Origin of the sequence: Longimicrobium sp. (assembly GCF_036399935.1) — a bacterium.
Lineage (GTDB): Bacteria > Gemmatimonadota > Gemmatimonadetes > Longimicrobiales > Longimicrobiaceae > Longimicrobium.
In genome coordinates this window covers 34101-52414 of sequence record NZ_DASWMD010000054.1, presented here as the reverse complement: position 1 = coordinate 52414, position 18314 = coordinate 34101, and the positions used below count along the sequence as shown (strand labels likewise).

At 71.6% G+C, this 18314-nt stretch carries 15 protein-coding genes; 7 read left to right on the top strand and 8 right to left on the bottom strand.

Translation table 11 applies throughout. From position 1 onward, the window contains the following. Nucleotides 1-219: 219 nt before the first annotated feature. Nucleotides 220-3057, bottom strand: a complete 2838-nt coding sequence (locus VGB24_RS16540; RefSeq protein WP_331074050.1) for a serine hydrolase — start codon at nucleotides 3055-3057, stop codon at nucleotides 220-222. Between the two features lie 468 nt (nucleotides 3058-3525). On the opposite strand from VGB24_RS16540, the gene VGB24_RS16535 reads away from it, so the two are divergent. Beyond that, nucleotides 3526-4986 carry a diguanylate cyclase gene (locus VGB24_RS16535; protein WP_331074049.1) on the top strand — a complete coding sequence of 487 codons (1461 nt, stop codon included), beginning with the start codon at nucleotides 3526-3528 and terminating at the stop codon, nucleotides 4984-4986. Between the two features lie 129 nt (nucleotides 4987-5115). Continuing rightward, a complete protein-coding gene (locus VGB24_RS16530; RefSeq protein WP_331074048.1) occupies nucleotides 5116-5898 on the top strand; it encodes a gamma-glutamyl-gamma-aminobutyrate hydrolase family protein in 783 nt (260 codons plus the stop codon). A 671-nt stretch (nucleotides 5899-6569) separates the two neighbouring features. Here VGB24_RS16530 and VGB24_RS16525 read toward each other — a convergent pair. After that, nucleotides 6570-6785, bottom strand: coding sequence for a hypothetical protein (locus tag VGB24_RS16525; RefSeq protein WP_331024308.1), 216 nt, complete (start codon nucleotides 6783-6785; stop codon nucleotides 6570-6572). Then, entirely contained in the window at nucleotides 6782-7543 is a 762-nt protein-coding gene (locus VGB24_RS16520) for a hypothetical protein (RefSeq protein ID WP_331074047.1), read from the bottom strand. Before VGB24_RS16520 ends, VGB24_RS16525 begins: the two co-directional genes overlap by 4 nt. Nucleotides 7544-7691: 148 nt before the next feature. On the opposite strand from VGB24_RS16520, the gene VGB24_RS16515 reads away from it, so the two are divergent. The 3 genes from VGB24_RS16515 to VGB24_RS16505 are packed head-to-tail and all read left to right on the top strand — an operon-like array spanning nucleotide 7692 to nucleotide 9162. Beyond that, a complete protein-coding gene (locus VGB24_RS16515) occupies nucleotides 7692-8441 on the top strand; it encodes a DsbA family protein (RefSeq protein WP_331074046.1) in 750 nt (249 codons plus the stop codon). After that, nucleotides 8438-8908, top strand: a complete 471-nt coding sequence (locus VGB24_RS16510; protein WP_331074045.1) for a vitamin K epoxide reductase family protein — start codon at nucleotides 8438-8440, stop codon at nucleotides 8906-8908. Before VGB24_RS16515 ends, VGB24_RS16510 begins: the two co-directional genes overlap by 4 nt. Nucleotides 8909-8943: 35 nt before the next feature. Further along, a complete protein-coding gene (locus VGB24_RS16505; protein WP_331074044.1) occupies nucleotides 8944-9162 on the top strand; it encodes a hypothetical protein in 219 nt (72 codons plus the stop codon). A gap of 81 nt (nucleotides 9163-9243) precedes the next feature. Here the strand turns inward: VGB24_RS16505 and VGB24_RS16500 are convergent, their stop codons facing one another. Beyond that, nucleotides 9244-9951, bottom strand: coding sequence for a DsbA family protein (locus VGB24_RS16500; protein ID WP_331074043.1), 708 nt, complete (start codon nucleotides 9949-9951; stop codon nucleotides 9244-9246). A 154-nt stretch (nucleotides 9952-10105) separates the two neighbouring features. Between VGB24_RS16500 and VGB24_RS16495 the strand changes: the two genes are divergently transcribed. Beyond that, on the top strand, nucleotides 10106-10384 hold the full coding sequence (locus tag VGB24_RS16495; protein WP_331074042.1) for a CPXCG motif-containing cysteine-rich protein: 279 nt from the start codon (nucleotides 10106-10108) through the stop codon (nucleotides 10382-10384). Nucleotides 10385-10545: 161 nt separating this feature from the next. Here the strand turns inward: VGB24_RS16495 and VGB24_RS16490 are convergent, their stop codons facing one another. The 3 genes from VGB24_RS16490 to VGB24_RS16480 form a co-directional block, all read right to left on the bottom strand. Continuing rightward, nucleotides 10546-11364 carry a helix-turn-helix domain-containing protein gene (locus VGB24_RS16490; RefSeq protein ID WP_331024315.1) on the bottom strand — a complete coding sequence of 273 codons (819 nt, stop codon included), beginning with the start codon at nucleotides 11362-11364 and terminating at the stop codon, nucleotides 10546-10548. A gap of 576 nt (nucleotides 11365-11940) precedes the next feature. Continuing rightward, nucleotides 11941-12255 carry a hypothetical protein gene (locus tag VGB24_RS16485; protein WP_331074041.1) on the bottom strand — a complete coding sequence of 105 codons (315 nt, stop codon included), beginning with the start codon at nucleotides 12253-12255 and terminating at the stop codon, nucleotides 11941-11943. A 387-nt stretch (nucleotides 12256-12642) separates the two neighbouring features. Beyond that, nucleotides 12643-14229, bottom strand: coding sequence for an MFS transporter (locus VGB24_RS16480; protein ID WP_331074040.1), 1587 nt, complete (start codon nucleotides 14227-14229; stop codon nucleotides 12643-12645). Between the two features lie 204 nt (nucleotides 14230-14433). Here VGB24_RS16480 and acs point away from each other — a divergent pair, with 204 nt between their 5' ends. After that, nucleotides 14434-16437, top strand: coding sequence for an acetate--CoA ligase (acs, locus tag VGB24_RS16475; protein WP_331074039.1), 2004 nt, complete (start codon nucleotides 14434-14436; stop codon nucleotides 16435-16437). An 82-nt stretch (nucleotides 16438-16519) separates the two neighbouring features. On the opposite strand, the gene VGB24_RS16470 is transcribed toward acs, so the two are convergent. Further along, nucleotides 16520-17800 carry an Ig-like domain-containing protein gene (locus VGB24_RS16470; protein WP_331074038.1) on the bottom strand — a complete coding sequence of 427 codons (1281 nt, stop codon included), beginning with the start codon at nucleotides 17798-17800 and terminating at the stop codon, nucleotides 16520-16522. Between the last annotated feature and the right edge of the window lie 514 nt (nucleotides 17801-18314).

Here is an 18314-nt window from a genome sequence, read left to right as displayed (position 1 = left end):
ACACCAGGGTTGAGGCGTGGGTGGGCAGGTTCGGTGGTCGGGCCGGCGCCCCCCATCCCCAACCCTTCCCCCGCAAACTGCGCGGGGGAAGGGAGCCAGTCGAGTGCGCCGGGCCAGCCGGAGCGCAATCGAATTCTCCTCTCCCCCATGGGGTTTATGGGGGAGAGGCCGGGAGAGGGGGGCGGCCGCGGCATGCGCCAGTATCAGCCGAAGCGCAATTCACCGCCTGCGCCGGGGCGGGGGCCGGCGGGGGCGCTGGGGTTTGGGCTTGGGCTTGGGGCGGGCCTGCTCGATGGCCGTCGCGGTGCCCGCCCGCGGCCGGATGGTGGCGTCGGTGATGGACAGCGCGGCGGCGTCGGCCACGCGCGCCCGGACCCGCAGGATTTCGCCCTGGCCGCCGCTGCGGTAGGTGCGGTTGGTGAGCAGGATCACGAACAGCTCCCGCTCGGGATCGATCCACATGGACGTGCCCGTGAACCCCGTGTGCCCGAACGACCGGGCCGACAGGTAGTCCCCCGCCGAGCTGCGCGCGGCCGGCGTGTCCCACCCCAGCGCGCGCGTCTCCGCCCCCGGCTGGCGCGCCGTCCACCGCCCCACCGTCCCCGCGCCGAACACCCGCCGTGTTCCGTACGCGCCCCCGTTCAGCAGCGTCTGCGAGTACACCGACAGGTCCCACGCGGTGGAAAACAGCCCCGCGTGCCCCGTCACCCCGCCCAGCCGGTACGCATTGCCGTCGTGCACCACCCCGTCCACCACGAACGGGTGCTCCGACTTCGGCGAGGTCGGCACGGTGCGCGGCTGAAGGTGCGTCGGCGGCAGGTACATGGTCGACTGCATCCCCAGCGGCCCGAAGACACGGCGCGCTACGAAGCGGTCCAGCGGCTCCTCGGCCCGGCGCTGGATGGCCTCGGCCAGCAGGATCATCCCGAAGTCGCTGTAGCGCACCGTCTGCCCCGGGTCGCTGACCAGCCTGGCCCGGATCACCTGCCGCACCGCTTGCTCCGGCGACGAGGCGCTGCCGTACAGCCACGATCCCGCCGGCAGCCCGGCCGTGTGCGTCAGCAGGTGGCGCACGGTGACGTCGCCCTTGCCGCCACCCCGGTAGCCGGACACGTACCGCCGCACGGGCGCGCCCAGCTCCATCCGCCCCTCGTCCACCATCACCATCGCCGCCGCCGTGGTGCCCACAACTTTCGACAGCGAGGCGATGTCGAACAACGTGGAGCGCGGATCCACCGCCGCACCGCCCGTCTGCCCGTATCCCTGCATCTTCACGATCATCCCCCGCCGCCCGATGGCCACCGCCGCCGCGCTGAACACGCTGTCGCGGATGGCGTTGCGCAGGATGGAATCGATGGAGGCCAGCCGCGCCGCGTTCATCCCCGCCGAATCCGCCGGGAGCACGCGAAGGGTACGCGCGGCCGGCCACGCCGCCCCGGCGGGGATCGCGGGCTTCGCGCCGCCGTCCAGCACCAGCGCCGCCACCGCGCGCTGCGCGGCCGACCCGGTGCCACGCGCCAGGACGACGGACGCCACCGCGGGCGGAGCCGCGTCTGCCGGGGGGAAGAAGTCGATCCAGACGATCCGCCGCGGAAGGGTGTCGCGGGCCAGCGGCGCCAGCACCGTCGCCGGAAGTGTGTCGCGCGCGGCCGAATCGGGCCAGGCCAGGGGCGGCACCACGCGCTCCGTCACCTCCGGCCGTGCCCCGGGAAAGGCGGCGGCGACCACGCACTCCGCGTCGCGCCCGGCGAACTCCACGGACGGCGCCACCAGCGGTCCCCGGCGGGGCAGCCGGCGCACCTGCAGGTGGGTCAGCCCCGGGATGCCGGCGAGGAGCCCGGCGGAAAGGGGCCGCGCATCCACGCCGGGAAAGGTCAGCAGCACCGTCGCCCGGCACCCGCGCAGCAATTCCGCCGGCGCGCGGCCCAGCACCGTGGCCGCGGCGCGGTGCGCGGCCACGGCGCGGGCGTCCGCCTCCGCCGCGCGCTCCCGTTCCGCCTTCGCCCGATCCGCGGCGGACGTGGCCTTCGCGCCCTCCGCGGGACGGCCGGGCGCCAGGCCCAGCTTCTCCTTGGCGGCGAACACCCGCTGGACGGCCTCGTCGACGCGGGCCAGGGGAATGCGGCCGGACTCCACCGCGCGTACCAGGGCGTCCACCGTGCCGGGGAGGTCGTCGACGCCCACCAGCAGGTCTGCCCCGGCCGCCACGGCGCGCACCGCCGCCTCGTGCGGCCCGTAGCGGCGCACCAACGGCGTCACCGGCGCCAGGTCCTCGATCACCAGCCCGCCGAACCCCATGTCGCGCCGCAGGATGCCCTGCACGAACACCGGGTTCTCGGGAAGCGGCACCGTGTCGCGGGTGAGCGAGGGGAGCACGATGGAGGCGGGCTTCACCGCCGTCACGCCGCGCGCCAGCAGGTCGCGCAGCGGCCCCAGCTGCATCCCCTCCACCGCCGCCCGGTCCCACCCCAGGATGGGCACGCCCGTTTCCGCCGGCCCCCGCGAGAGCGCGCGGACCCCCACCAGCATCCCCGCCCCGGCCAGCGCCTCGGCGTACCCGGCGAATGCCTGCTCGGTGGCCGCGCCCGAGGGCGCGGGGATGGCGGTGGGATAGGGAAAGCCCGGCGCCGTCAGCAGCGCGAAGTTGATCCCCAGGGCCCTGGCCTCGGCCGCGGCGGAGGTGGCGACGGCCTGGACGGAGTCCGCGCCCGCGGGGCTGAGCGCCAGCGGGGGAGGAAACTCGGTGGCGCCGGCCAGCGCCCCGCCCGTCCCGCGGTCCAGGTCGCCGATCACCAGCAGGGGGAGGCGCGAGGCACGCTGAACCGCGGCGATGCGCCGCGCGGCCACCGGCGCGCTCCCCGGCAGCAGGCGCACCCCGCCCACGTGCGCGGCCGCGAAGCGCCGCGCCAGCGCCGTGTCGGCCGCGGGGCGGGCGTCGGGGCCCACGTAGAGCGCGGGCGCCACCATTTGCCCCACCTTCTGGCGCAGGGGCATGCGGGCCGCCTGCTCGGGTGACCAGGGCGACGGGGCCTCGCGGCAGCCGGCGGACAGCGCCACCAGGGCCGCCGCGGCCAGCCGGGCGAACCAGGCCCAGAAACGCGGGTGAACGACGGACGATTGCGACAGGGGACTCGCCGGGTTAAATCAAATGTTTGCGGGAGGCGCGACACGGGCGCGCGGGTGCCTGGCACGCACGCGAACAGGGCACGATCCGGACCGGCCCGGGCCGCGTGTGGCGCATCCGCCACAGCGCGCGGCAACTTTGTCTCACTTGGATGGGAAAGAGACACGAAATCCCGCGCCGCGACCCACAAATCCGGAGACGGCGGATGGTCCGGTCCTTGCCCGCTCGGGTTGGGCGGCGTGCATCGCCGCTCTCCGGGCCGTCCACCCGAGTCCTTCCGGCGCAGCCCGATTCCGAACGAACGACAAAAGTCCGGCGCGGCCCGCATTCTGGCCGGCGCCCGCTTCTATTCATGCGCGCCGGGCGTCTCGCGCCTGCGCCCGTACGGCAGTAGCACGCACATGACCACCAGTGCCACCGTCTTCGTCGCCGACGACAACCCGTCCATCCTGCAGGGCCTCGACCGCGCGCTGCGGGTAACGGGGTACACCGTCCGCACCGCCACCAGCGGGCGCGGCGTCCTGGACCTCCTGGAGCAGGCGGCCGAGGCGCCCGACCTGCTGCTGCTGGACGTGATGATGCCCGAGATGACCGGGCTGGAGGTGCTTCGCGCCCTGCGCCTGGACCCTCGCTGGGTAGACATTCCCGTCGTGCTGATCACCGCCACCAACGACGGCGCCCTTCCCGTGTCGGCGCTGCGCGACGGCGCCGTCGACTTCCTGACCAAGCCCTTCCGGTTGGACGAGCTGCTGGCGCGCGTGGAGCGCCACGTGGTGCGCAACCAGGAGCTGCGCCGGGCCCGCGAGCAGGCGCGCATGAGGCTGCAGGCCATCGACCTGATCCGCGAGCTGAACCGCGTGGTCACGGCCGACGAGATGTTTCACCTGGTCACCTCGCGCACCTCCGAGATCCTGGGCGTGGGCCGCTGCTCGGTGCTGGTGGTGCAGGCGGGGGAAGACGTGGCGCGCGTGGCCGCCTCGTCCGAGGCCGAGCTGACCGACGGGCTGGAGCTGAAGCTGAGCCTGTATCCCGAGGTGCGCGAGGCGCTCGCCACCCGGCGCCCGGTAGTGGTGCGCGACGTGGCGACGTCGCCCCTGTTCGACGGCGTCCGGGGCGAGTGGGAGCGCCGCGGGCTCCCCACGCCGCTGCGCTCGGTGATCGTGGTGCCGTTCCCCATCACCGAGCAGATGACGGGGCTGTTCGTGGAGCGGTCCACCGTCGACGAGCCGCTGCTGGGCGACGAGGCGGCCGAGCTGGCCGAGCGCGTGGTGGAGGCCATCGTGCAGGCGTGCGGGCGGGTGCAGCTGTTCCAGAAGCTGGTGGACCAGCGCAAGCAGCTTCACGACCTGGCGCACACCGACGAGCTCACCGGGTGCGACAGCCGCCGCTCCATCATCGGCTACCTGGGCAAGCAGATGGACAGCTCTCGCCGCACGGGAAACCCGCTGAGCGTGGTGCTGCTGGACCTGGACCACTTCAAGGAGATCAACGACGGCTGCGGGCACCTGGCGGGCGACGCCGTGCTCCGGGCGCTGGGCCAGTGGCTGGGGTCCGAGGGGCTGCGCGCCAACGACCGCGCCGGCCGGCTGGGCGGCGACGAGTTCGTGGTGGTGCTTCCCGCCACCCCGTCGGCGGGCGCGTCTGCCTTCGCCGAGCGGGCGCGCGCCCACCTGTCGTCCATCCCCTTCCTGTTCGGCGACACGCGGGTGCAGGCCAGCGTGAGCGCGGGCGTGGTCTCCTGGCCCGAGTCCGACGCATGCAGCGCCGAGGAGCTGATCTCCCTGGCCGACACCGCGCTGTACCAGGCCAAGCAGGGCGGGCGAAACAGGATCTGCGTGGCGGATGCGGCGGCGGCCGCGTGATGCTGGACTGACGAATCAGCGGTACGAATGCGCCGCGGGTGCCGGGGAAGACCCGGGACCCGCGGCGCCGTTCCTGCTGTCGTGGTTCCCGGTTTCCAAGACGATTCGCTCCTTCTGTACTGCCAGGCCATGACGATCCGTCCCCTCGTCGCCGTCACCACGACCCTATGGCCGGGCGGCTCCCACGGGCTCCCGCGGGTGCAGCTGAACGCCCAGTACCTGGCCGCGCTCGACGCGGCCGGCGCCACTCCCGTCCTGCTCACCCCCGCGCACTCGGACCAGGCCCTGCGCGGCATCCTGTCCATCTGCCACGGGCTGCTGCTGAGCGGGGGCGAAGACGTGGAGCCCTCGCGCTACGGCCACTCGCCGCATCCCGCGCTGGGCGACGTCAATCCCGCCCGCGACGCCATGGAGATCGCCGCCGTGCACGAGGCGCTGGGCCGGCGCATGCCGGTGCTGGCCATCTGCCGCGGCATCCAGGTGCTGAACGTGGCGCTGGGCGGCACCCTGTACCAGGACATTCCCGCGGAGCTGGGCGGCGACCTGCTGCACGAGCAGCCCGCGCCGTGGAACGCGCGGTGGCACGCGGGGCGGGTGCAGCCGGGGTCCAGCCTGGAGCGCGTGTTCGGCACGGCCGAGCTTCACATCAACTCGTTCCACCACCAGGCCATCCGCGACTTGGCGCCGGGCCTGCGCGCCACCGTCTGGGCCGAGGACGGGGTGATCGAGGGGGTGGAGGCGATCGATCATCCGTGGCTGTGCGGCGTGCAGTGGCACCCCGAGCGCGGCGAGGCGCACGGCCCCGGCGGCGATTCGCGCGATCCCGACCGGCGGCTCTTCTGGGCCTTCGCCCAGGCCGCGCGCGAGTTCGCCGATTCGTGCGGCGGTGTGGAGCCCGTGGGCGCGAGGTAAGGACCGGCGTCACCGAAAGACACCATGCGCGTGAGGTGAGGCCCGCGTTGTCATCCCGAAGGAGCGACCACGGGGCACCCAGATCCTGCACCACAGTCCGCAGCGACTGAGGGATCCGCCACACACTCTGCGCGTTGCCCGGGCGTGGCGGAAACACCGGACCGGTAAGCCGGCGAAATCGCGTTCGTCAGGGCCGAGCACGCCTGAGCGGGTGAACCCGCCGCTCGGAAAGCGGAAAGCCCTGACCCGGGCCGCTGGCGCGTCCCGTTCAGGGCTTCAACCGCACGCGTTGGAGGGCACTGGTGGAACCGTCAGCCGCAGGAACCGCGTCCAATGCCGTCGGCCAGATGCTCCGTCGGTCTCTCCACGCGGGGCGGCGTGCTGGTGCGCTCGTAGCCTCGAAGAAACAGGATCGGTGCGCCGGTAGGGTGGGGCGGGTACCCGAGGTGTGTGGCGGATCCCTCAGTCGCTGCTGGCTACCGAGGGAGGGCTAGCTCCGAATTGGCCGCTCCATCGGGATGACATCGCGCGATTCGGCAGGTGCGGCGTGCGTGCAGGTGAAGCCCCGGGCGGGACGCGACAGCGGCCCGAGCCGGGGCTTTCCGCAGTTCCAGCCGCGGGTTCACCCGCTCCTGGCACACCGGGGTTTAAGGCACCGCGCTGATCGCCGCTCAATCCAGCACCACGAAATCGTCTACCTCGTCCAGGGGCACCTCCACGCGGTCGCCGGTGCCCAGGTGGTGCCCGATCAGGATCTCGCCACCGTAGTCGTGGCGCAGGCGCGAGGGGACCATGGTGATCTCCGTGCCCCGCCGCCGCATCTGGATCCGCGCCCCCTCGTCCATGGCGCGCTCGAGCCGGTCGAGCGCCGACGGCGTCCAGTTCACCCGCCGCCGTCCCCCGCCGTGTCGGGGGGCGGCGCAGCGATGGCCGGGGTGGCCGCGCCCGCACCGCTGGCACCGGCCGCGCCCCCGGCGGGAGCCGCCGCGCCGCCCTCCATGCCCGGCACGGCCGGGAAGGTGGGCGTGGCCAGCGAGGTGTCGGGGCGAAGCTCGGTGGTGGAGCGCACCCCGCGCAGCCCCTCGGGACGCACGGACACGTAGAAGTCCTTGATGAACAGCGAGTCGATCTTGGCGAACCCGCTGTCGGGCACGTCGCCGAACTTGGTGCCCGGGCGCGGCCGGGGGATGCGCACCCCCAGCGTGTCCATCCACATGTCGAACTCGGCGCGCGAGATCCGCTGCAGGTAGCCGTTCACCTCCAGCCGCGAACCGGGCCCCAGGGAGCGCAGGGCACTGGCCGGCGGCTCGGGCTCGAACCGCACCAGGATGCGGCGGCCGTTGGCCGTGCGCACCCACACCGCCAGGTTTCGCTGGCGGCTTTCCGACGTGGCCGTCAGGTGAACCAGCCGGCCCAGCTCGCGCGTGTCGAGCGGCAGAAGCGACTCGAACAGCTGGGCCTCCATGGGCAGCACCGGCGCGCGGTCCGCGCCGAAGCCGGCCAGGGCCCCCACCTTTCTCTTGGAGCTCATGGTGCTGTCGCCGAACACGGCGGCCGCCACCAGCAGCAGCATCGACGACAGCGCCAGCACCGTCACCCACAGCCATGCGCGGGACTCGCGCCCGCGAACCATCCTGATGTCCATCCGTTCCGCCTGGATGAGGAGAGCGTTAGGGCGGGCCACGAGCGCAAGGAGCGTTCCGGCGGCGGCTTGCACGCGGCGCGGCGCGGCGGTTATTGTTTGCCGTCCACGCACGCGCAGTCGCGCACGCACACGCATCCGGAGGAAGACCGTGCCCCGTCCCGCGCCCAAGCCCCGGCGCTCCAACATGCTGCCGTTCTACGCGATCCTGGGTGTCGTCGCGCTGGGCGGCGCCTTCCTGCTGTTCCGGCAGATGGGCGGCGGCGGAGGCAACCCCGCCACCACGCTGAGCCCCGTGGCCCTGGCGCCCGACCAGCTGAACCGGGTTCCCGGCATCAGCAAGGGCCGGGCGGACGCGCCGGTGGTGATCTTCGAGTTCGCCGACTTCCAGTGCCCCGGCTGCGGCAAGTTCGCCCAGTTTTCCGAGCCGCTTCTGCAGGAGTGGATCGACAACGGCACCGTGCGCTTCGTCTGGTACGACTTTCCGCTCACCCAGATCCACCAGCACGCGGTGCTGGCCTCGCGCGCGGGCCGCTGCGCCAACGAGCAGAACAAGTTCTGGCCCTTCCACGACCGCGTGTTCGGCGGGCAGAGCCAGTGGTCCAGCTCCGGCAGCGCCGACGACCTGTTCATCGAGTACGCCCAGGCCGAGGGGCTGGACGTGGGCGCGTTCACCCAGTGCCTGCGCTCCGACAAGTACCAGAAGGAAGTGTCGGAGTCGTTCCAGCTGGGCACCTCGCTGGGCGTCGGCGGCACGCCCACGCTGTTCATCAACGGCAAGAAGATCAACGACAACCCCGCCACGCGCGCCGAGTGGGAGCAGCTGATCCGCCAGGAGAGCGGCGGCGCCGCTGCCCCGGCTGCAGCCCCGGCCGCTTCCGCCGCCGACAGCGCCGCGTGACGGACGTACCGGCGGGCGATCTGCCCGGCGAGCTGGAAGCGCGCCCGCCGGTGGCGCGCATGGCCATCGCCGTGCTGGCGCTGGTCGGGCTGCTGGTGGCCGCGTACCTGTCGATGTACAAGCTGGGGATGCTGGGCATCATCCAGTGCCAGATCGGCTCGTGCGAAAAGGTGCAGACGTCGCAGTACGCGTACTTCCTGGGCCTGCCCGTGGCCTTCTACGGCGTGGCCGCGTACGTCGCCATCCTGGTGGTGGCCATGCTGGGCATTCAGCCGCGGTTCGAGCGCGAGCGGTGGGTGGCGCTGGCGCTGTTCGGCATGTCGGCGGTGGGGGTGCTGTTCTCGGCCTACCTGACGTACCTGGAGGCGGCGGTCATCCACGCGTGGTGCCAGTGGTGCGTGGTGTCGGCCGTGCTGATCACGCTGATCTTCCTGCTTTCCCTTCCGGGGCTGCGGCAGGCCCGGTAGGGCGCGGGTTCACTGAATTTTCGGGAGCAACGAGGATGTCGCAGACTCCGGGGCAGACCGTGCGCGTGCGGCTGCTGTTCGCAGACCAGGGAACGTTCCACCCCGAAACGGTGCACGTGCCGCTGGACATGCTGTCGCGCTACGACCGGCTGGTAGACCTGCTTCGCGAAGAGGAGTCGGTCACCCGCCAGCTCTTCGTCGACATGGGCCGCCTGGTCTCGGCCGCGGTGATCGGGGACGACGAGCAGGACTGAGGGCTTCCCTCCCCGCGTCCCAAAGGATCGGCCCTCCACCGCGCCGCGGGGGAGGGCCGATGCCGTGGAAGCGTCCGCGGATCAGGGTGCCGGCGGGGCGGGCGCGGGGGCGGCGGGCGCGTTCAGCAGCGAATCGATCGTGGCCGAGAGCTGCTCGTACGGCACGGCGCCGGTCATCATCTGCTGGCCGCCGCGGCTGCCCAGGATGAACGTGGGCGTGCCCTGGATGCCGGCCTGGGACGCCTGCATGGCGTCACCGACGATCAGCGAGGCCACGCGATCGTTGCGGGTGCAGTCGCGGAACGCCTCCATGTCCAGCCGAAGCTCCTGCGCGAACTGCTCGAACCGCTCGGTGGCGTTCGCCTGCCCCGACCACTCGCGCTGCGTGGCGAACAGGCGGTCGTGCATGGGCCAGAACTTGTCCTGGGCCGAGGCGCACATGGATGCTTCGGCCGCGGCGAACGCCTGCTGGTGGTTCGCCAGGGGAAGGTGGATGTACAGCATCCGCACCCGCCCGGTGCGCACGTACGCGCTGTCGATGCGGGGATACGTGGTGGTGGCGAACTCGCGGCAGTACGGGCACTGGAAGTCCGACACCTCCACGATGGTCATCGCGGCGGTCGCGGAGCCCTTGTAGCGCCCGCTGTCGGCGCGGGCGATCAGGGCGGCGGGGGTCTGGGCCGCGGCTGCGCCCTGCGTGCCGGAGCCCGGCTGTGCGCAGGCCGCGGTGGAAAGCGTGGCTGCCACCAGCAGGATGGCCGCGCAGGCGAGCGGACGAAGGCGGTTCATGGGCGTGGATTCTTGCGGGTAGCCGAAGGGCGCGGATCTCTCCGCGCCCGCGTCGCGGCCGGGAAGGGCCGCGGCGGAAGATAGCCGGTCGCGGCGCGAAAGCCAATCACACGCCGTCCCTCCGCGGACCGGCACGCACTGCACCACGGGACCGATGATCTACATCCAGATGCCGCCCGAGGACGCGGACGCCGAGGCGCTCGACGCGGAGTTCCCCCTGGGCGACGGCACCGCCGACACCGCCGCGCTCGTGCAGTGCCCCTATTGCGGCGAGGAGGTGGAGATGGCGCTGGACCCGGGAAGCGGCCCGCGGCAGGAGTACGTGGAAGACTGCCAGGTGTGCTGCCGCCCGTGGCAGGTCGCCGTGCGCTACGGCCCCGACGGCGCCGCGCAGGTTGTGCTGGACGCCTCCGACGACGCGTGGGACGACTGAAGTGCGGAAGTGCGTGAGTGCGGGAGTGATCGGGGCTAACGCACTAACACACTAACGCACTAACGCACTAACGCACTAACGCACTAACGCACTAACGCACTAAGAAGCCCCCGCGCCGGATCTCCGGGCGGGGGCTCCATCCTGCCTGCGCGCGAGGACCGTTACGCGACGTTCGCGTTCTCTTCGCGGTAGCGCGCCAGCACTTCCAGGAACACCTTGGACGAGCGGGCGAACGCGCCGCGGCGGCGAAGCTCGGTGGGGCTGCTGCCCACGAACTTCTGCGTGACGCGCCGCAGTCCGCTGTCCGACGAGTAGCCGCAGGCGTGGGCCACCGAGAGCACGGTGCGGCCCGGGTCGTCCAGCAGCTCGGCGGCCAGCAGAATGCGCATCCACGCCAGCAGCTTGCGCGGGGGCGGCAGCTCGGCGCGCTCGCACCAGCGCAGCAGCGTGCGGCGCGAGAGGCGAAGCTGGCGGGCCAGGTCGCGCCCGTGGCCGCCGACCGCCACCACCTCGGCCGCCGCGTCGACGATGGCGCGCGCGCGCCCCGGCGTGTCGGCGGGCAGCACGTTTTCCAGCAGCGCCTTCAGCGGCCGCCCCTGCGCGGCGCGAAAGCGCTGCACCATGGCCTGCGGCGTGTCGTCGTGCGAGATCGAGATCACCTGCACGACGCCCCACTTGCCCAGCGTGCGCAGGTCGTCCATGCGCGTGGGCTTGATCTCCATCGCCGCGAACACCGCCGTCGACGGAAACTCCACCAGCAGCGACTTGAGGCTGGGCGACGGGCCGGTCGTGCCGTACACCTCTTCGTACGGGTTCACCACCACCAGCGCCGAGGGCGGAGAGTCGCGCACCGCTTCTTCCAGCGACGGCCAGTCGGGAACCGCCTGGAAGGTGTATTCGCGGCCCGCGACCTTGCGGACGCGCTCGCGGAAGGCCTCGTTGCTATGCAGAACCAGCAGGGGACGGGCGCCGATCTTCATCAGGGTGTGTGGGCTGGAGGTGCTTGGGGTGGCGGAGGGTCGGGGCGCCGTCCAGGGCGGGCAGGCGCTGCGTCACCGGGCTGCCGCCCCGCATGACGTCCACCGCCGTTCGACTCGCGATGGCCCGGGAAGCGCGCCAGCGCGGCCGTGCGGGGCACGGCGCGTGTGGAGCTGCCTGGCATTGCGAGGAAGCGGACGCTCTGGCGGAATGGCTTTGAACGGCGAGTCACCATTGTAATGCCTATGTTCTTTCCACGCCATAGTCTTGCAGCCGTCCGCACCGTAGCGTCGCCCGGGCTCGGGAATGGCGTACGTGGCCGAAACGGCCTGAAAGACTCGCCAGGGGGCCTTCGCCATACCCGCGCCGGAGCGGCCACGGGGCGAGAAGAATCGGGGTGCGAGCGTCCCAAACGGTGCGGTACCAACGGGCTGGATGTCCGCCCCGCCCTTTTGGTGGCGTCGCGCCATGACGCACGAACGTGGCGAGATTGCGTCGCGAGGAGAGCGGAAATCGTCAGGCCGAAGATGCACAAAGCGGCGCCCGGCGGTGCGCGCCAAGCGGGCGGCACCGGAGGGTCATCCCGTCGCGATGCGGCGCAGGTCGTCGATGATGCGATCCACGTAGCGCGGCACCTGCGGCCCGCCGCGGTCCAGCGCGATGGCGCCAAGGGCCGAAGCGGCGTCCTGGACCGTTCCCTGTTCGCGCGCGAATCGCTCGTCCTCCCAGTCCAGCTCCGCCAGCCGCTCGCCGATGCTCGCCAGCGCCTCGTGGATGGCGGGGAGCAGCGCGCCGCGCTCCATCGGCCCGGTGGCCTTGAGGGCGAGCAGCCGCTCGATGGCGCCTTCGCAGGCCTGCACGAACTCGGGAGGGTGGGGGCGAGGTTCGCTCATGGCTCTCGCGGGGGCAGGGGATGGGAAAATGGGACGGAAGTGCGGGGTTCGGAACTTCGCGCCGGGTGGAGTTGGGACGGACGGGATCGGATGCGCTTCGACGGCTCCGGCGCAGTCCCCCGGCAGGCCCCTCCCCCGGCCCCTCCCCGCATGCTGCGCATGCGGAGAGGGGAGAATTCGATTGCGCGTCGGCTGGCCCGATGCGTTCGACTCTGGTGTGTACTCCCTCTCCCACGCTGTTTGTGGGAGAGGGTGGCACGCGTGTCAGCGCGGCCGGGTGAGGGCCCCACGGCAGCCGAGGCCGCGCACCCGTCTCTTCTCCGCTCGACCCCCGCGTTCACCCCTCTCCCGCGCAGTTTGCGGAGGAGGCCCCGGGGGAGGGGGAACCTACCGCTTCCGCAGCATCCGCGGCAGCAGCGACGCGGCGATCACGATCACCACCAGCCCCCGGAACACGTACTGCACGTACGGCGGCTGGCCCTCGGGCGTAAACGTCGGCAGCAGGAACAGGTCCGCCATCAGCAGCGCGATGAAGGTCAGCGCCACCAGCACGCCGAACACCAGCGGCTGCGGGCGCGGGTCCACCGCCACGTGGTTCTCGTCGTGGATGTCCACGTGCGCCGTCTCGCGCAGCAGCAGCGACCCGATGATGAACGTGATGGTCGCCACCGCCACGGGATAGATCAACCCGGCGTAGCGGGCCGCGACGGGAAAGCCCGCCGGGTTGGCCATCGCCGCCGCCGACACCGCCGTGGCGATCACCGGAAGGAATCCCCCGAAGTAGCCGTTGCCCACGTGGTAGGGCAGCGAAACCGACGTGTACCGCACCCGGGCCGGAAAGCTCTCCACCAGGAACGCGGCGATGGGCCCGTAGACGATGGTCACCAGGATCACCAGCATGAACACGCACACCGTCAGCATCACCGGGTTGTACGTGCCCCCCGCCGGCGTGAACCGCCACATCAGCGCAAAGATGGGGATGATGAAGATGGCCGCCAGCAGGTTGCCCGTCATCATCACCTTCTTGCGCCCCACCCGGTCCGAGAGCGCACCGAAGACGATGAAGAACGGCGTCGCGGCCGCCAGCGCCACGGCGATGATGGTGCGGGTGTCCACGAAATCCACCTTGCCCACGCTTTCCAGCCAGGTCAGCGCGTAGAACTGGCCCGTGTACCACACCACGGCCTGCCCCGCCGCGGCGCCCCACAGCACCGTCAGCATGGTCTGCCACCGCGAAACCGAGCCTAGGCTTTCGGCCACCGGCGCGTCGGAGGTCTTGCCCTGCGCCTTCATGCGGGTGAAGAGCGGGCTCTCGGCCAGGCGCATGCGGATGAACAGCGACACCAGCACCAGCACCGCCGAGAGCAGGAACGGAATCCGCCATCCCCAGCGCTCCCAGTCCTCGGTGGACATGGCGTTGCGCACCAGCAGGATCACCACGAGAGACACGAACAGGCCCAGCGTGGCCGTGGTCTGGATGAACGCCGTGTAGTAGCCGCGCTTGTTGTTGGGCACGTGTTCCGCCACGTACGTCGCCGCGCCGCCGTACTCGCCGCCCAGCGCCAGCCCCTGCAGAAGCCGCAGCACCAGCAGCGTCATGGGCGCGAAGATGCCGATGCTGGCGTATCCGGGAAGCAGGCCGATGACGAACGTGGCGCCGCCCATGATCACCAGGGTGACCAGGAAGGCGTACTTGCGGCCCACCCGGTCGCCCACGCGGCCGAACACCAGCGCGCCGAAGGGCCGCGCCGCGAAGCCGGCGGCAAAGGTGGCCAGCGTCTGCACCAGCGCCAGCGTGGTGTTGCCCTGCGGAAAGAAGTGCCCGGCGATGATGGTGGCCAGGCTGCCGAAGATGTAGAAGTCGTACCACTCGATCATCGTTCCCACGGCCGACGCGGCGATCACCGTGCGGATCGTCTTCTTGTCGGCGGGGCCCAGCGGTCCGTGCTCGTCGGAAAGGGCGGCTTCGGTCATCGGCGGATGCGGGTCCCCGGGATGTGGTGGCACGACGGTTTGCGGCTCGGTCCCGTCGCGGGATAGCTTGGCGAGCGAACGTCCGATCCGGCTGCTTCGCCGGAAGCTGTCCCTGCTCCGCGCTCCCCGCAAGGCTCGTGCGGGACTTGCAGGGCGGGCGGACGCAACTTCACCCGACATCGATCGCGCACAGGAGATCTCCGGATGGCCTCCGAGCAGACCCTCGACTCGCTCCTCACCGAAGACCGCAGCTTTCCGCCGCCTGCCGAGTTCGCGCGGCAGGCGCACGTGTCCGATCCCGCCATCTACGAGCAGGCCGAGGCCGATCCCGAGGCGTACTGGGCGCGCTGGGCCGGCGAGCTCCACTGGTTCCGCCCGTGGGACCTGGTGCTGGAGTGGCAGCCGCCGTTCGCCAGGTGGTTCGTGGGCGGAACGCTGAACGCGTCGTACAACTGCCTGGACCGCCACCTCGACGGCCCCCGCCGCACCAAGACCGCGCTGCTGTGGGAAGGCGAGCCGGGCGACCGCAGATCGTTCACGTACGAGGAGCTTCACGCCGAGGTCTGCCGCGCCGCCAACGCGCTGCGGAAGCTGGGGATCGGCAAGGGCGACCGCGTGGCCATCTACCTGCCCATGATCCCCGAGGCCGCCATCGCCATGCTGGCCTGCGCGCGCATCGGCGCGGCGCACTCGGTGGTGTTCGGGGGATTCTCCTCGGAATCGCTGCGCGACCGCATCAACGACGCCAAGGCCCGCCTGCTGATCACGGCCGATGGCGGATACCGTCGCGGCGGCATCGTCCCGCTGAAGCGCGCGGCCGACGAGGCACTGGCGGAACAGGGAGGATGCCCGTCCATCGAGCACGTCCTGGTCGTCCGTCGGCACGTGGAGGGCGAGGCGGTCGGCGGGGCGAAGATGGAGGACGGGCGCGACCTGTGGTGGCACGACGTGGTCGCGGGCGAGGGTGCCGAGGCCCCGGCCGAGGAGATGGATGCCGAGGACCTGCTGTACATACTCTACACCTCGGGAACGACGGGAAAGCCCAAGGGGATCATGCACACCACCGGCGGATACCTGACGCAGGCGTACGCCACGACCAAGTGGGTGTTCGACCTCAAGGAAGACGACGTCTACTGGTGCACGGCCGATGTCGGCTGGGTGACGGGGCACTCGTACCTGGTGTACGGACCGCTGGCGAACGGCGCCACGGTGCTGATGTACGAGGGCGCGCCCGACGCGCCGGACCGCGGGCGGTTCTGGAAGATCATCCAGGACTACAAGGTCACCATCTTCTACACGGCGCCCACGGCCATCCGCGCGTTCATGAAGTGGGGCACCGAGTGGCCGTCGAAGTTCGACCTGTCGTCGCTGCGCCTGCTAGGCACGGTGGGCGAGCCCATCAATCCCGAGGCGTGGATCTGGTACCACCTGAACATCGGGCGCGAGCGCTGCCCCATCGTCGACACGTGGTGGCAGACGGAGACGGGCGCCATCATGATCACGCCGCTGCCGGGGGTGACGGAAACGGTGCCCGGCTCGGCGACGCGCACCTTCCCGGGCATCCACGCCGACATCCTGACGCTGCAGGGCGACTGCATCGACGCGGGAGGCGGCTTCCTGGCCATCCGGCGCCCGTGGCCGTCCATGCTGCGCGGCATCTGGGGAGACCCGGAGCGCTTTCGCGAGACGTACTGGAGCAAGTGGCAGGGGATGACGGTCGCCGGCGACCAGCCGGGGGAGGGCGTGTACTTTCCGGGCGATGGCGCCAAGCGTGACGAGCGCGGCTACTTCTGGGTGATCGGCCGCATCGACGACGTGCTGAACGTGGCGGGCCACCGCATCGGCACCATGGAGGTGGAGAGCGCGCTGGTGGACCACCCCGCCGTCGCCGAGGCAGCGGTGGTCGGCAAGGCGCACGAGTTGAAGGGGCAGGCGGTGGCGGCGTTCGTGACGCTCAAGGACGGCCTGGCGCCCACGGACGAGCTCAAGCGCGAGCTGTCGGAGCACGTGGTGCGAAAGATCGGCGCCATTGCGCGCCCCGACGCCATCCTCTTCGCCGGCGACCTCCCCAAGACGCGTTCCGGCAAGATCATGCGCCGCCTCCTGAAAGACATCGCCGAGGGGCGCACGCTGGGCGACACCACGACGCTCGCGGACCCGTCAGTCGTCGCCCGCCTCAAGGACGACTACGAAAGCAAGGAGAGCTGAGCACTCGCGGATGACGCGACGACCAGCGGGTCCCGGCTGCCAGCCGGGACCCGCTTTTCATCTGTCCGATCGTGCGACCCGCTTACGGCCGCTTGAACGTGTACTCCCGCAGCGGGCTGTTCGGGCCTACCGTCGTCGTCACCACGATCGTGTTGTCCGGGCCGCGGCGGCCCTGATAGGTGAAGTCGTCCGTCACCGAGGAGCGGAAGATGAAGCCCTCCGCCGTCCGCTCCACCGTGCCCTCGTCGAAGTACGTCTCGCTGTCGATCCACACGCCGTCGCGGACGATGGTCAGGAAGATCGCGATCTCGTAGTGCGCCGTGCTGCCCTGGCCGAACGGGTCGGCCTTCAGGTATCCGCCCAGCACCTGCACGTTCACCTTGCCGTCGGCGCGCGTCCGCTCGAACACCGGCCCTGGCAGCGCCTGCCCCTCCACCCGCAGCAGGTCGAACACCACCGGCTCCGGATCGGGCTCGGGCGGCGCGGGCACCACCACCCGGCCCTCGCCCGTCACGCCCAGCACCGTGGCGCGGATCAGCGCCTCGCCCACCGCGCGCGCCGTCACCTTGCCGGCCGCATCCACCGTCGCCACGGCCGTGTTGCTGCTGCTCCACTGCACCGGCAGGCCCGGCATCGGCTGGCCGGCGGCCGACAGCGCCTGCGCCGTGAAGTTCCACGTCTCCGCCGGCTTCAGCTGCACCATGCTGGGCGACACGTCCACCCGCGCCACCAGCGGCAGCGGCTGCATCACGATCACCCGGGCTTCGCCGACCTTCCCCGCCACCATGGCGCGGATCACCGCGTCGCCCGGGGCCACCGCAACCACGCGGCCGTTGGCCGCGACCGTCGCCACCTGCTCGTTGCTGCTGGACCAGGCCACCGGAAGCCCGCCCACCGGCGCGCTCTCCGCCGTGTAGGCGACGGCGGCCATCGTCTGCGCCTCGCCCGCGAACAGCGCCACCTCGCCGGGCATCACCACCACCCGGTCCACCCGCGGCGCGGGGGCGTCCACCTGCAGCCTCGCCTCGCCGGTCTTGCCTTCCACCTTCGCGCGGATGAGCGCCACGCCCGCGCCCCGCGCCGTCACCCGGCCCGCCGCGGAAACGGTGGCCACCGCTTCGTCGCTGCTGCTCCACGACACCGCGCGCCCGGCCAGCACCCGCCCCTCCGCCGACAGCGGCTCGGCCGCGATCTCCAGCTCCGCACCCACCTCCACCGTCAGCGCGCCGGGGTTCACGGCCACCGAGGCCACCGGCTCCGGCGCGGGCTGTCCACCCGTCTCCGTCGTACCCTCGCCGCACGCCGCGAGCATCATCATCGTCATCAGCGCCGCCAACCGCCGCGCCATCGCGTTCGTCTTCATCGTTCGATCTATGCAGATGTGTCTGATCTGACTTCGTGAGGCCAGGCAGCCGCGTCGTTTCGGCTGCCGGACGGCGCCCTGCAAGGCAAGCGTGGTTCCGGTCGCGGCGCGGCCAGGCAACGGATTGGTGCGAAACGAGATGGGCGCAAGCCGGGTCCCAACCGCCTGATGCCGAGTGTCACCTGCACAGGACACTTGGCCTGCCGTGGTCGCGGACGATGGAGGGTGCAGAGACCGGCGCGCGGGGTTCCGTCAGGCGCGGAGCGGCACGGGTGATCGGGGGAGGGGCCGCGACGTCCGGCGCCGGCACTCGATGCCTTGGCGGGCCGGTCCGCATGCGACGGCCGCTTTCGGTGGGGGACGAGCTCCGGGCGCGTGGGCCGCTTTGGCCTCAGAGGAGGCCGTTCCTCAGCGCTGGGCTCACCAAGGCGACGTTGCACGGCTACGCGGCCGGCTCCCTGTTCTGCTCGAGTATGGCGGAACAGATGTGTATCGGTATAGTGGGAAGCAGACA

Bases quoted from the DNA above. Each gene is read 5' to 3' on its own strand.
- VGB24_RS16535 (WP_331074049.1), top strand. From the start codon at position 3,526: ATGACCACCAGTGCCACCGTCTTCGTCGCCGACGACAACCCGTCCATC.
- VGB24_RS16530 (WP_331074048.1), top strand. From the start codon at position 5,116: ATGACGATCCGTCCCCTCGTCGCCGTCACCACGACCCTATGGCCGGGC.
- VGB24_RS16520 (WP_331074047.1), bottom strand. From the start codon at position 7,543: ATGGACATCAGGATGGTTCGCGGGCGCGAGTCCCGCGCATGGCTGTGG.
- VGB24_RS16505 (WP_331074044.1), top strand. From the start codon at position 8,944: ATGTCGCAGACTCCGGGGCAGACCGTGCGCGTGCGGCTGCTGTTCGCA.
- VGB24_RS16500 (WP_331074043.1), bottom strand. From the start codon at position 9,951: ATGAACCGCCTTCGTCCGCTCGCCTGCGCGGCCATCCTGCTGGTGGCA.
- VGB24_RS16495 (WP_331074042.1), top strand. From the start codon at position 10,106: ATGATCTACATCCAGATGCCGCCCGAGGACGCGGACGCCGAGGCGCTC.
- VGB24_RS16490 (WP_331024315.1), bottom strand. From the start codon at position 11,364: ATGAAGATCGGCGCCCGTCCCCTGCTGGTTCTGCATAGCAACGAGGCC.
- VGB24_RS16485 (WP_331074041.1), bottom strand. From the start codon at position 12,255: ATGAGCGAACCTCGCCCCCACCCTCCCGAGTTCGTGCAGGCCTGCGAA.
- VGB24_RS16480 (WP_331074040.1), bottom strand. From the start codon at position 14,229: ATGACCGAAGCCGCCCTTTCCGACGAGCACGGACCGCTGGGCCCCGCC.
- acs (WP_331074039.1), top strand. From the start codon at position 14,434: ATGGCCTCCGAGCAGACCCTCGACTCGCTCCTCACCGAAGACCGCAGC.
- VGB24_RS16470 (WP_331074038.1), bottom strand. From the start codon at position 17,800: ATGAAGACGAACGCGATGGCGCGGCGGTTGGCGGCGCTGATGACGATG.